The sequence below is a fragment of the Neobacillus drentensis genome, from assembly GCF_036962765.1.
In the GTDB taxonomy this organism is placed as follows: domain Bacteria; phylum Bacillota; class Bacilli; order Bacillales; family Cytobacillaceae; genus Neobacillus; species Neobacillus drentensis_C.
Genome location: NZ_JBALOS010000122.1, coordinates 1 through 13,462, shown reverse-complemented (window position 1 = coordinate 13,462; position 13,462 = coordinate 1). Strand labels below are relative to the sequence as shown.

12 protein-coding genes are annotated in these 13,462 nt (G+C 36.4%); 10 read left to right on the top strand and 2 right to left on the bottom strand.

All coding sequences use genetic code 11. The features are described 5' to 3' along the window. The 10 genes from V7137_RS15780 to V7137_RS15735 form a co-directional block, all read left to right on the top strand. The coding region (locus V7137_RS15780; RefSeq protein ID WP_420490139.1) for a 5' nucleotidase, NT5C type at positions 1 to 276 on the top strand (276 nt) is incomplete at its 5' end. A gap of 180 nt (positions 277 to 456) precedes the next feature. Beyond that, entirely contained in the window at positions 457 to 1,638 is a 1,182-nt protein-coding gene (locus tag V7137_RS15775) for a hypothetical protein (RefSeq protein WP_335698968.1), read from the top strand. 115 nt (positions 1,639 to 1,753) lie between these two features. Then, positions 1,754 to 2,710 (top strand): NAD-dependent epimerase/dehydratase family protein, encoded by a 957-nt coding sequence (locus V7137_RS15770; RefSeq protein WP_335698967.1) that lies wholly within the window; start codon positions 1,754 to 1,756, stop codon positions 2,708 to 2,710. After that, positions 2,691 to 3,641 carry a lysylphosphatidylglycerol synthase transmembrane domain-containing protein gene (locus tag V7137_RS15765; protein ID WP_335698966.1) on the top strand — a complete coding sequence of 317 codons (951 nt, stop codon included), beginning with the start codon at positions 2,691 to 2,693 and terminating at the stop codon, positions 3,639 to 3,641. Before V7137_RS15770 ends, V7137_RS15765 begins: the two co-directional genes overlap by 20 nt. Continuing rightward, on the top strand, positions 3,638 to 5,095 hold the full coding sequence (locus tag V7137_RS15760) for an alkaline phosphatase family protein (protein ID WP_335698965.1): 1,458 nt from the start codon (positions 3,638 to 3,640) through the stop codon (positions 5,093 to 5,095). Before V7137_RS15765 ends, V7137_RS15760 begins: the two co-directional genes overlap by 4 nt. After that, positions 5,092 to 5,865: a glycosyltransferase family 2 protein gene (locus V7137_RS15755; protein WP_335698964.1), complete on the top strand. Its 774-nt coding sequence runs from the start codon at positions 5,092 to 5,094 to the stop codon at positions 5,863 to 5,865. Before V7137_RS15760 ends, V7137_RS15755 begins: the two co-directional genes overlap by 4 nt. Before the next feature lie 99 nt (positions 5,866 to 5,964). Further along, positions 5,965 to 6,717: a hypothetical protein gene (locus V7137_RS15750; protein WP_335698963.1), complete on the top strand. Its 753-nt coding sequence runs from the start codon at positions 5,965 to 5,967 to the stop codon at positions 6,715 to 6,717. Between the two features lie 35 nt (positions 6,718 to 6,752). Further along, complete coding sequence (locus V7137_RS15745; RefSeq protein WP_335698962.1) at positions 6,753 to 7,676, top strand: FTR1 family iron permease; 924 nt, start codon at positions 6,753 to 6,755, stop codon at positions 7,674 to 7,676. A 66-nt stretch (positions 7,677 to 7,742) separates the two neighbouring features. Beyond that, the gene (locus tag V7137_RS15740) at positions 7,743 to 9,206 is read left to right on the top strand and encodes a hypothetical protein (protein ID WP_335698961.1); all 1,464 of its coding nucleotides are present in this window, start codon (positions 7,743 to 7,745) and stop codon (positions 9,204 to 9,206) included. 50 nt (positions 9,207 to 9,256) lie between these two features. Next, the gene (locus V7137_RS15735) at positions 9,257 to 10,591 is read left to right on the top strand and encodes a UDP-glucose dehydrogenase family protein (protein WP_335698960.1); all 1,335 of its coding nucleotides are present in this window, start codon (positions 9,257 to 9,259) and stop codon (positions 10,589 to 10,591) included. Between the two features lie 78 nt (positions 10,592 to 10,669). Here V7137_RS15735 and ald read toward each other — a convergent pair whose 3' ends face one another. Beyond that, on the bottom strand, positions 10,670 to 11,803 hold the full coding sequence (ald, locus tag V7137_RS15730) for an alanine dehydrogenase (RefSeq protein WP_335698959.1): 1,134 nt from the start codon (positions 11,801 to 11,803) through the stop codon (positions 10,670 to 10,672). Positions 11,804 to 11,933: 130 nt separating this feature from the next. Continuing rightward, positions 11,934 to 13,172: a PucR family transcriptional regulator gene (locus V7137_RS15725; RefSeq protein ID WP_335698958.1), complete on the bottom strand. Its 1,239-nt coding sequence runs from the start codon at positions 13,170 to 13,172 to the stop codon at positions 11,934 to 11,936. Positions 13,173 to 13,462 lie beyond the last annotated feature (290 nt).

Genomic DNA, 13,462 nt, shown 5'->3' with positions numbered 1-13,462 from the left:
GGTGAACGAACAAAGGAATGGATGAGAGAAAACGGCTTTCCTGTCAATGATGAAAGATTTTTTTATGGAATGCAAGATCATGAAAAGGTAGAAATCATTAAAAAGTTACATCTCGATTATTATTTTGATGATAAACCTGAAGTATTAAATACATTACTTAACCATTCAATTAACATTTTTCTCAGGGATCAATCCTATAATAGGCATCTGGATTTACCTCGTATTAAACATTGGACTGATCTAGAGGAAATAATTAAAGTTAGTAAAAATTTATAGAAGAGAGAAGCTATCTTGTGACTGCAAGATAGTTTTTCTTTTGTATTTAAATTTTAAATAGTGTCTTTTTTATAACAATCTTTCGAATATCATTGACATTGATAATCATTCTCTTTATAATTACAAATGTGAATGATAATCATTATCAACAAAATAAAAAAACAAACCGGGGGAAACACAATGTCGATCAAATTTAAACTTCTAGCAGCTATGGCAGCCCTTTCATTAGTTCTTGGAGCTTGTGGGAAAGCGGAAGAAACAGCTAGCAAACCAAAAGTAGAAAATAAAGAAAAATCAGCAGAGAAGAAAGAAACAGAAGTAGAAGATAAAGAAAAAGTAGCGTATGCTGATGTATTTACTGAAGCGACTACGGAACTTGAAAAAGCAAAAGAAGGAAAAGAAGTTGATTTTGATAAAGTAACAGATTTATATAATAAGAATTTTAAAGAGCTAGTTCAACAACGTGACGCAGAATTTGAAGACACAATCGACGAAAAAATCACTGCAGCTCTATCGGCAGGTAAAGACGGATCAATGGACAAAGTAGTCGTCAAACAACTCTTTGATAAATTAATGCAAAAGGTATTTTATACATCGATTAAACACGATTTTACAGAAGTAACTGATAAATGGGGTAACACAGAAGAAGTGAATGCAGAACTAGAAGAAGCAAAAAATTATTATGCCATTCTTAAAACAACTGTAGAAAAACGTGATGCTGCATATGGTACTACCCTTGTTAGTGTAATTGATGGTGGATTCAGCGAAATCGAGACAGCGGTTAAAAATAATGATCAACTGGGCTTTAACTTAGGTAAGCAAGTGGTTGACAAAACATTAATGAAGACTTTCTATCTCGCAACTGGTGCACTTCCAAACGGATATGCAACAAAGGCAGCAGCTGAAGCGGGGAAAGACGCTGCACTTGCTAAGGTAGAGCAAGCGGAAGGCTGGGCATTTTACCAATCTCTAAGCAGTTACTTGGGCAAGCATGCAACTGATGAAACTGCCTTCATTGAAAAACAATTCAATCTTGAATCTGATGTAAAGGCATTAGATCCTGCTGCTGTTAACAAAGCGTTCGTCCGTGGTTTTGCAAAAATTGCTATTGATGAATACGGTGAGAGTAAAGAATTATTAGGTGAAGATAAAGCTGTTATCACTGGTTTAGAGGGTGCTTTATTCATTGATATCATCGGTGAAGATATCAAGACCCTTCTTGGAGAAGATGCTTATAAGACGTTAACTGAAAAAGCACAGAAATATGTTGAAACAGCAAAAGCTAAAGATAAAGCTGCTGGTGAAGCACAACTGAACGAGTTAATTTCCACTCTGAATACAATCGTAGAAAAAGCGAAATAATGCAGAGGAAAAACCTTGGTTAACAAACACAAGGTTTTTCCTTTTTTCTTGGATATGAGAGAATAATGTACATAATTAATGGTGATGAACAAAATAGGTATAGAGGTGTTATAAATTGAAAGTACTAGTAACTGGGGGAGCGGGGTTTATCGGCTCCCATCTTACAAGGAGATTGTTGAAGGATGGTCATGAGGTTTTAATCATCGATGAACTGCATCCGTATTATTCTGTCGATAGGAAAAAGCGACAGCTAGAATTCGCAAGTGAAGCAGGAGAGTTTGCTTTCTTTCAAAAAAGTCTTCTACATGACGAAGAGGATGTAAAAGAAATCTTTCTTTCCTGCAAGCCAGAAATGGTCATACACCTAGCTGCAATTCCCGGTGTACCAAATTCAATAGCGGCACCGAATGAGTATGTTGACTACGATATTAAAGCCACCATTAATGCACTACGATTTGCGGGTCAATCAAATGTAAAACATTTTATTTTTGCTTCTTCCTCATCGGTTTACGGAGATCAAAAGAACGTCCCACTTCGAGAAGAAATGGCTATGGGAAAGGTTGTTTCTCCTTATGCGGCCGCAAAGTTTGGGGCTGAATCTTTTTGCCATGCTTATTCTTCATTATTTGACTTTAAAATTTCGATTCTTCGCTTTTTTACGGTTTATGGACCATGGGGGAGGCCGGATATGGCCATCACAGGATTTATTAAAAATCTGCTGAATAAAAAGGAAATTACGTTGTTTGGAAACAGAACTGCAAGAGACTATACATATATAGATGATTGCATAGCAGGGATCATTAGTGCTTTTAATCAAACTGAAAGAATCGGTACTTATAATATTGGTTCGGGTAAACCAATTTTTATTGAAGAATTAGTAGAGTATTTAAAGCTGCATTTTTCTGATGTATCTGTTAAACAAGGAGCCTTTCGCCAAGGTGATGTCAATTCCACATGGGCGGATATTTCGAAGGCAAAACAACAACTTGGATTTTCCCCTTCAGTACCTTTTTCAGAGGGACTTGCTAAAACCATTGAATGGGCAAAAAAACATGTTTCAGAAATTAGTTAAACGTTTGATTAAAGTGACGGGATTCATTTTAGCAGGGATTTTTATCCTGTTGTCCTTGCGATATTTTCATGCTGGGAATTTTCTTGAGTCGTCCAGAATATTTTTTTTAGACAATCCTTTGATTATCATAATGGTTACCGTTGGTTACCTGTTTTCATTTATCCTCAGGGCCGAAGCATGGAGGCTATATTTGGGAAAGAACGTCAGGTTTTTTAACTGCCTTCAAGGAGTGCTGTTAAGTCTTTTTGTAAATCATATTACCCCAATAAAGGTTGGGGATGCAGTTAGGATTGGTGTTTTGTCCTGGAAAGAAAAAAACATTAGGCCGGATATTTCAGCACACTCGGTAGTTGTACTCAGATCACTTGATATGTTGATCCTATTGATATTTTCCTTAATAGGACTTGTGGCATTTTCAAAAGCGTTTATCCTTCGCTTGTCACTTGGAGTATTAATAATTTTAGTTCTAAGTATTTTTATCGGGATATTTATAGTCTATAGATACTGTCCACTCTTTGTGGAAAGGCATATCTTATTATTAAGAACAAGCTTAAAAGGTTGGAATGGAGTTTATATTTTTATCCTAATTTTATTAAGCTGGTCCTTGGAAGGAGCAGTTTTGTGGGGAGTCACAGCTTCGTTAGGAAATGGTCTTCCTATTTATAAGGCCATTTGGGTAAATTCTATAACTGTGGGTGGCCAGGTATTTCAAATTACACCAGGGGGAATATCTACATACGAATCAGTCATGACTGCAGCTTTAACTAGTTTTGGTTATCCTGCAAAGGATGGATATATGGTGGCGCTTATTAGCCATAGTTATAAATTTATTTTTTCCTATTTCGTTGGTTTCCTTTTATTGATATATTCACCTGGAATAAATATTAAACAACTTAAAGCGTTTCTAAGAATGAGAGGAAGACAAAAATGAAAAAAGCATCTCGTTTTGAAAAAGTAGCGGCTAGGTGTTGGAACCTGTTGAATGAGGGGAAGCCGTTTACTCCAATATTCACCATCGGCATCATGCTGATTTATTCCCTGCCAAAGTTGGGATCTCTTTCTTACTGTTTAGATCTTTTCATAGGGTTATTAGCAATCTTACCTCTATTAATTATTTACTACTTGTACGATTATCCATTATTTCTAAGAAATTATTTATGGATCCCATTTACTGCCTATCTTATCATTTGGGATCATGTAAATCTTAGTTTGCTATTTACAGGGATCGGTTTATATTTCTTCTTTACAGTCTTTTTTTGGGGTACTTTTTATTACCATTTGCGAATCGGTACCTCTTGGCTTAACTTTACCCGTTTTTGGAAGCTCGTTTTGAAAAATAGTGATTCAACTAGTGGGAATGCCCAAGAACAACTGCCAAAGTTTCTTTTGTTATTATCACTATGGAATTTGACTATTGAAAAGCAAACCTGGTCGGGAAGTGAAATTGGAGTAATCGTTTTATTTTATATAGGAATTCTATTGTTTTCTTGGATTCTCCATAAAAATCTATTTGATTGGAAACCGAAGATCATTCCTACCTTTACTGCAAATGTGGAGGAGCGGAAAGATGCAATAAATAAAAAAGTTATTGTTATGGTCATTGACGGAATGAGGAAAGAGCGTTTTGAGGAAGCGAACACCCCATTTCTCGACTATTTGAGAAAAAATGGAACAGACTATACTAGAATGGAAACCGTATATCCTGCAAGAACTGTAGTTTGTTTTTCGTCGATGTTTACAGGGACTTATCCATTTGAACACGGAATAAAGTCGAATATGGTATGGAAGCTGGGTATTAAAGTAGAGAGCGTTTTTGATACATTACGAAAAGTGGGGAAAAAGGGCTCATTATTAGCCGTAGCCCATCTCGTTGATTCCTTTGGAAAGGACGTAGAGACATTTACGGCCGTGATGCACAATAATGTTGTCGATCGTAAAATTATTGAACGAGCGAAGAATATCATGGAAGAACAGGATCCCGATTTGCAAATTGTACAGCTAATAAGTACAGACCAAACCGGACATAGCCGCGGAGTATTATATGACGAATATATTCAGAAAATCGAAGAGGCTGATGCTTTGGTTAAAGAATATTTTGAATGGTTAAAAGAGAGAGGTAAACTGGAGAATTATACGTTTATTGTTTGTGCTGACCATGGCCAAGCTGATGGGATTGGTGGACATGGCCACCTCGATGAAGGTGAAAGATTTGTTCCGTTTTTTATGTACGGTTCGGCCATTGAAAAAGGAAAAAGTGTAGAGGAAAAACATAGTTTGGTTTCACTTGCTTCAACGATTTCCTATTTAATGGGAGCACCATTTCCTAGTCACAGCCGTGGACCAGTATTAATAGAGGCAGTAAGGAAGGATGTTATGAATCAATGAAACAGCAAAAAGTAATAGTCTTTCTTCCAGCTTTTAATGAGGAAGAGTCGATTGCCCAAGTCATTCATAAAATACCTCGAAATTTCGACCCGAGGGTAAAAGTTGAGGTTCTAGTCATAAATGACGGGTCAAATGATCGAACGGTTGACCAAGCTTGGTTGGCAGGGGCAGATTACGTCCATACCTCTGATAAAAACCATGGTTTAGGTGCTGCTGTTCGTAAAGGGTTGGAGCTTTGTGTTTTAAATGGAGCTGATATTGGTGTAATGATAGATGCCGATAACGAATACCCTGCTGAGCAGATACCGGAATTAGTCAAACCAATCTTAATGGGGACAGCCGATTATGTTATGGGGTCCCGTTTTAAGGGCACCATTAAGGGAATGAAGTGGAACAGGAGAATCGGGAATTATTGCTTCACGTTGCTACAAGCCCTATTGCTAAGAAAATGGATTTATGATGGTCAGTCTGGGATGAGAGCTTTTTCAAGATTGGCGATGGAAGAAGCTGAAATCGTTCACGATTATAACTATGCACAAGTAGTCACGCTAAATCTAATAAGAAAAGGATTTCGGATGAAAGAGATCCCGATTCGTTATCAGGTCCGCAAAACAGGTGAATCATTTATCAAGTTTCGAAGTTATATGACATCGGTCTTACCGGCGATTTTAAAAGAAATGAGAAGGCCAGTAAAAAAGGTTATCCATAATAAGACAACATCTAGTCTAAGCATTAGGGGGATACAAACCTTGGATAACAAGGGAGATTAGTTAGTAAGTTAAATATGATAAATATATGACATTCTAAATCCTTGCATTGACAGCGAGGATGATAATCATTATCATTATCGATATAGGAGGAAATTCTTCATGAAAAAATTTTCTGTATTATTTTTTACTATCGCATTAATTTTTAACAGTATTCCTTTAAGTAGCGCATTTGCCTACTCCTATGGGGATCCGAATGAGGAGAAGGTAGCTGAAGTTTATAAAGAAATGATAGTGAAGCTTGATGAGAATCCTCCTAATTTCAATTCCGCCCAAAAAAACTTTGAAAGCGTTAAAGAAGAAATTGATATGCATATGGGCCCAGAGCCTGCTAAGTTAATTCTCAATAACCTTAAAGATAAGGACAAGGAAGCTACCATTAACAATATGGAAAAACTTCTGGTATTAAATATTGCAAGGCGTTTAGAGAGTATTGAAAAAAACTTTGCTGAATATGACACAACGAAAAGGCTCCTTGCTAAAGCATTTGCTACATATGATGCGCTGTCGCCTAGAGTGGAAGCAGAAAAACCCGAGAATGATAAGAAAATCAGAACTGATTTTGACCAGGCACTTGTAGCATTAGGAAATCCCGGATTGTTTGGTGTCGGGAAAAAAGAGGCAAATTTAGACGCATTTAAGGAAAATAAAGAAGATATTCTAAACTCATTAAAAACTGAATTCAATTTAAAGAGCCTTGATGTCGGGCATTTTTCTGAAAGTGCAACAGAATCAGGGACTGCTAAAAAAGACTGGACGGATATTTCGAATATCAAAAACTGGATACCACTCGTAATAATCGCAGGTTTAATCATAGCTGTACTGATAGTTGTTATCCGAAGAAGAAGAAAATAGAAACTGATACAACACCATTGGGAGGGGACACGGCTGTGGAGATTCAAGCACTATTAATTACATTCCGTGAAGTTTTAGAAGCTTTGTTGATAGTTGGCATCATAACTACCTATCTTAAAAGAGTAGACCATAAGCAGTACACGAAATATGTTTGGTTAGGAGCAGGTCTTGCAGTTTTGGCAAGTGTTGGGGTAGCCCTCTTATTTCAAATTGTTTTTACTGGTTTTGCCGCAATGGGAAGCGAAATGTACCTGAAAATAGGCATTATGCTCGTTTCGACCGTATTATTAACACAAATGGTATTCTGGATGGCCAGTCACAGCCGTGATCTAAAAGGAAACATGGAAGGGAAAATGAATAAGTTTATTTCTACTGGTAATGTAGTGGGGATGGTTATCCATTCCTTTCTTGTGGTCCTTCGTGAAGGTGTGGAAACCGTGTTCTTCTTTGCTGCAATTACAGGGGGAAACATCGGTGCTGCAATGCAAGGATGGGGCGCGATTACTGGTGTGGCCATAGCCGCCATTGTCTCTTATTTGTTCTTTAAAGGAACGATGAGGATTCCGTTAAGCAGCTTCTTCAAGTTAACCGGTGCTTTTATTATTCTTATATCTGCTGGATTACTAGTACAAGCGATTTCCATGATGCAGGACCTTAACATAATTGGCAGTATTATGCCACATGTTTATGATCTTACTTGGTTCCTGCCAGAGCATCCGATTGATTACACGCATTATCTTCGTGATACAGGTTCTGCTCCGCTATTATCAGGAGATATTGGGATATTTCTCAAAGCTCTGTTTGGCTATTCTTCTATGCCTTCTATTGAAGAAATACTGGCATATATCGGATACTTTGTTGCAATTATATTGCTTACTTCTTCCAAACCTGCAGGAAGAAAGCAAACAAAGGAAACGAATCCACAGACAGCCAACATACTTAAAACACAAGCGAAATGAATTTGAACATGTAAAGTACAAGGCCGCTGCCTTGTACTTTTTCTCTAGATAAGGAGGTGTTTTTTATTGTCCAATCTTGACTTGAAAAAAGGTCTATTAATAGTTTTAAGTATAGTAGCTATATTAATTGTTTTTGTATCTCAACTGTATTTTATTAATCCATATACCTCCTCGTGGGATCAGGTTGATTTTGCACTTGCTGTTAAGCGTTTTGATTTAATGGCTATGCAGCCGCACTTCCCTGGGTACCCTTTTTTTATTTTAGGAGGTAAATTCATTCATCTTTTTGTGATGGACCCATCAAAGGCATTAACTATTTTTAATATCATTTTTTATGCAAGTTCTATTATCCCAATTTATAAATTGTCCAGTCGATTTATGCAGAAGTCATTTGCTAGTTTATCTACTGCAATTATATATTCAGCAAGCTATAGTGTTATCATGGTTAATCAGCCGATGTCAGAAGGAGCAGCATTGGCTGCATTTTGGTGGTATTTATGGAGTCTTCTTTTTGCGTTAGAAAATAAAAATTCAAGAGCTATTATCATACCTTTGGGGCTTTTGAGTCTTATGCTAGGTATTCGACTTTCCTACTTGCCATTTGCAATTGGTATCATCTTTCTGTTTTATTGGAAAGTAAAAAATGATGGATTAAAAATGAAAGAGATAATATATTACTTGATCGCTGGCGTGATCTTTCAAGCAGTATGGGTAATGGGACTTGTCATTTCAGAGGGAAGTTTAATCGGCTTTATTAAGCTTTCTTTAGCGTTTACCAGTGGCCATTTTAATGATTGGGGAGGTACGGTAGAGGCAGCAGATATCGGTTTTTTTGATAGAATTACGATTTTTTTATCAAGAAACATCCTATGGACAGGGATTGCCACTGAATCAAAGCTAAGTGCATTCATTTATATTTTCATTCTCATTTATTTATTTTCTAGGCTGTTCAAAAAACAAAAAAAATCATGGCCATTTATGAACCTTTTATATATAATGTTTAGCAGTTATTTTGGTTGGGCACTATTGGCACAAAATGTAGAGAAGGCTAGACATACGCTTCCGCTTGCGGTCTTATTGATATTTTTCCTTTGTATTCGTCTTTTTTCACAAAGAATCCCTTTCATTATAGTAGGACTCTCCATTTTCCTCCTAGGGCATCAAGTAAATCAAAATGTAACCCTATTAAGGGTGGAAGCAACAGAACTTCCAGCTGTTTATAAAATGAATGCATTTGTAGAGAAAATGGATGAACCTGTTATACTCTACACATGGGAAGAAACGAGGGTACTGCAATATTTAGATGTTTCATATACACATAAGAGGATAGAAACCTATCCATATTTCCGGTATGATGCGAAATATTTTAAAGGAAGGACAGTGCTACTAACAGATAAAGTGATTCAAGGATTTAGGTCACAAGGCGTTTCAATAGATGGAAAAATCAAAAAGATAGCAACGTTTCGTTCTAACGATCTTTTTGATCCAGTTTATCACGAAATAATTCTATATAAATGGCTGGAAAAATGAACTGAGGATTCATTATTAAGTAACACTCAATATGGAAAGGAAAATATTCATTGAAAAAAATAGCTATTGCGGGAACAGGATACGTAGGACTTGTCACAGGGGTTTGTTTAGCAGAAATCGGCCATGATGTGATTTGCGTGGAACGGGACCATCATAAAGTTAGGATATTAAACAATGGGTATTCCCCCATTTATGAGCCCGGATTAGATGCGCTGTTGAAGAAAAATATTGCGGAGGGGAGGTTACGTTTTACAAACAGCCCTACTATTGGCTATAAATCTGCTGAAGTCATTATGATAACAGTAGGAACTCCCCAAAATGAAAATGGCGCTCTTGATTTACAGTATATTGAACAGATATCAAAGGAAGTCGCCAGGTCAATAAAGAGAAATAACGTCATAGTCGTTACGAAAAGTACGGTACCAGTGGGAACGAATAAAAAAATTAAAAATTGGATTCAATCAGAGATGCAATCAAGTCTTAAATTCCAACTTGTTTCAAACCCTGAATTTATAAGCCAAGGAACGGCAATTTATGATACTTTTCACGGTGATCGGATAATTATTGGATCTGATAGTAAGGAAGCCCTCAATACTTTGGAAGAGCTATATCGGCCGTTTGGTCTTCCCATTTTTAAAACGGATATGAATAGTGCTGAATTAATAAAAGTAGCATCAAATTCATTTTTAGCGTTAAAAATTAGTTACGTGAATGCTCTCGCAAGCCTTTGTGAACATGCTGGCGGAAATATTGAAGACGTCTCATTTGGAATGGGGTTGGATACAAGAATCGGATCATCATTTCTCAAGGCAGGAGTAGGTTTTGGCGGTTCATGTTTACCGAAAGATACCCACGCACTAGTTCAGATGGGGAATGATTCAGGCGAGGCTTTTAACCTCATAGAGGAGGTTATTAAAGTTAATAAAAAGCAGGAACTTAAGCTAGTGGAAAAGGCATTGAATCGATTTAAAAGTTTACGTGGGAAAAGGGCTGCAATACTAGGGCTTTCATTTAAACCTAATACAGACGATGTCAGGGAAGCTGTTTCGATTAAATTAGCAAAGCGTCTAGTTCATGAAGGGGCGACAGTAATTGCTTATGATCCTGTATCAATTCCAAATGCAAAAAAAGTATTAGGGGAGCAAATATCTTATGCAGATACGGTCGAGGAAGCTCTTTTATATGCAGACCTTACGTTTATTGTCACAGAATGGGAGGAAATTAAAAATCTACAATTAAATCTCTTCCATGAGTTAATGAAAGAACCGGTTATCTTTGACGGAAGAAATTGCTTTCATCTAGAAACCATAAAAAAATATCCAGTTGAATACTATTCAATTGGCAGACCATTAGTAATTGGAAAAATAAGCACATTGCATCAATAAAAGGCAGCTAGTCGATATAGCTGCCTTTGTATTAAATCAAAAATCCCCTCAAGTGCTTCTTGAGGGGATTAACTACAATTAAAACGCAGTTAGTTCTTTTTCTAATGCCTTTTCTACTGTTACATAAGTATAACCTAGGTCTTTGGCTACTGCTTCATATGTGATTTCTCCGTTGGCAACGTTAACGCCAAGATTTAAAGCAGCATTTTCAGCAATGGCTTTGAAAACCCCTTTATTAGCGATTTGCAATGCATATGGAACCGTAACATTTGTTAGAGCAAGTGTTGAAGTTCTAGGAACAGCACCAGGCATATTTGCAACAGAATAGTGGACAACACCATGCTTGATAAATGTTGGATTATCATGTGTTGTTACATGATCGATTGTTTCAACAATTCCACCTTGGTCAATCGCAACATCAACGATTACAGATCCAGGTTTCATCGATTTAACCATTTCTTCTGTAACTAGCTTAGGAGCCTTTGCACCCGGGATTAAAACCGCACCGATTAGAAGATCAGCTTCTGCTACCGCTTCAGCAATATTGAAAGGATTAGAAATTAATGTTTTGATTTGAGTTCCAAAAATATCATCCAACTGACGAAGGCGGTCCGCACTTAAGTCAATGATTGTCACGTCAGCGCCTAAACCGATGGCCATTTTAGCTGCATTGGTCCCAACAATTCCACCGCCGACAATGGTAACTTTCCCGCGGTTTACCCCTGGTACACCTGCGAGTAGGATTCCCTGGCCGCCGTTATTTTTTTGTAAGAACTGTGCTCCGATTTGAGCAGCCATTCGTCCTGCTACTTCACTCATTGGTGTAAGAAGTGGTAGAGTTCGGTTTGCTGATACTGTTTCATAAGCAACAGCGATGACGCCTGACTCTTTTAGAGCTTGTGCTAATGCTGGCTCAGCAGCAAGGTGTAAATAAGTAAACAAGATTAAACCTGGACGGAAGTACTTATATTCGCTTGATAGAGGCTCTTTTACTTTCATAATCATATCTGCTCTTGTCCATACTTGTTCAGCGATATCTATAATCTCAGCACCAGCTTTGGCATAATCATCGTTAGTGAAACCGCTTCCAATTCCGGCGTCTTTTTCCATTAATACTTTGTGGCCGGCATTTAGGAATGAAACGACACCTGCAGGAGTTAGTGCGACACGATTTTCATTATTTTTAATTTCTTTAGGTACACCAATAAACATTATCTTATTTCCTCCCCTTAGTTACATGAAAGTGTTTTGCTATGGCTAAAGTATAGAATGTTTGCCATAGAATTACTTTGTTTAGAAAAGAGAAAGATATTCATTCTTTTTGGGGATTTTCACAAAACGTTCAAATCCCCTGATATTTTTCCAACTTTAAATCCAAGTAAAGAATCATCTTTTGATTAGGATCTTTGAAATTAACATCCCCAATTTCCGCGATTCTTTTAAGTCGATAATTTAATGTATTGGCATGGACATTTAGTTCCTTAGCTGCATCGTTAATGTTGTTATCTTTATTTAAGAAAACCTCTAATGTTTCGATTAAGTTGCTATTATGCTTTTGGTCATATTCATGAAGCCGTTTTAAAGAATAATTTTCATAGGCTTCGGTTTGTCTTTTTTCTAAAATCAGATCGAAAATTTGATAAATGCCGAGTCTTTGATAATTAAAAATTTCCTTAGTCTCGAGAGGAAATTTTTCTTTAATTGATAAAACAGCCAGAGTTTCCTTATAGGCTTTATTTGTATGTAGATAATTCTCATAAATACTGCTATAGCCTGGTTGGATCTCCTTTATTCCATATCGTTCACTCATTTGCAGGATGAAGAACTTTACAAATTGATCAAGTTCATTGAAAGGGTTCTCAATATTAGTTGTTGAGACCAATAGAATGAGTTGATTACAGTCAATTGTATAAAGAATAATTTTTATCCGTTGATTTGTTTTTAAGAGATAGGAGATGGATTGCTCAACTTTGTTCGTGATATTCTCTTTAAACTGAAAAACAAGAATCGCAAAAGTAGAAGGCATGGTTAATTGTAATGAACGGAAATGATCAAAAATCTCTTCTTTTTCTTTTAAATGTCCTGTTAAAAGTTTCCAAAAAAATTCTTGTGAGCGCTCTTCTTTCTTGTCCTTTCTCGTCTGAAGTTGTAATAATTTATTTTTTACGGAATCTGCAGCTTTCTTTAAGAGAATGAAATCTTCATCAGTTAATGATTTATCAATTTCAATCGCCCATATAAATCCGATTACTTCATCTTGCTTCCAAATGGAAATGGCGACTCGATTGTTAAGACCGATATCGCTCATGTTTTTCACACGAATTGGCTCTTGGGTCTTAAGTAAAGCAGGAATCGTTCCTTCTTTCCATAATTGATTAATGACTTTTTCCGGAACCCTCCGGCCAATGATGGTAGAAATTCTTGCAGGATCAGTTCGTTCATCATGAGTACTATAGGCAAGTAAACGGTGGTTGGCATCCTCAATTGTAATAGGGCACATTAGTACCTGACTAATAAGGTCGGCAAATTCATCTAAGCTATCAAAGGCAGTCTTAAATGGATCATGTAGTCTAGTATTCAAAATGATTACCCCCGATTAATATATAATGATCGATGTTAGTCTTATAAAGTTCTTACATTGTCTTTGTTTAATTTTACAAAAATTATAGAAAAATTTCATGTATTTTTACAAAATAAATACTATGCAATAATGTTAAAATAATTTCGAGTAATTCTAAAAAAACAAATATTTTAACAAATTAATTTTTTGAAAGCGTTGCCAATAGGTAAAAAGGAGGTATTCATAATAAAAGGGTTAAAAGTTGAGACTAACATTGCTATAGTGATAAAGTAAAGAAATTATTCAAATGG

Bases quoted from the DNA above. Each gene is read 5' to 3' on its own strand.
- V7137_RS15750 (WP_335698963.1), top strand. From the start codon at position 5,965: ATGAAAAAATTTTCTGTATTATTTTTTACTATCGCATTAATTTTTAAC.
- V7137_RS15775 (WP_335698968.1), top strand. From the start codon at position 457: ATGTCGATCAAATTTAAACTTCTAGCAGCTATGGCAGCCCTTTCATTA.
- V7137_RS15760 (WP_335698965.1), top strand. From the start codon at position 3,638: ATGAAAAAAGCATCTCGTTTTGAAAAAGTAGCGGCTAGGTGTTGGAAC.
- ald (WP_335698959.1), bottom strand. From the start codon at position 11,803: ATGTTTATTGGTGTACCTAAAGAAATTAAAAATAATGAAAATCGTGTC.
- V7137_RS15755 (WP_335698964.1), top strand. From the start codon at position 5,092: ATGAAACAGCAAAAAGTAATAGTCTTTCTTCCAGCTTTTAATGAGGAA.
- V7137_RS15765 (WP_335698966.1), top strand. From the start codon at position 2,691: ATGTTTCAGAAATTAGTTAAACGTTTGATTAAAGTGACGGGATTCATT.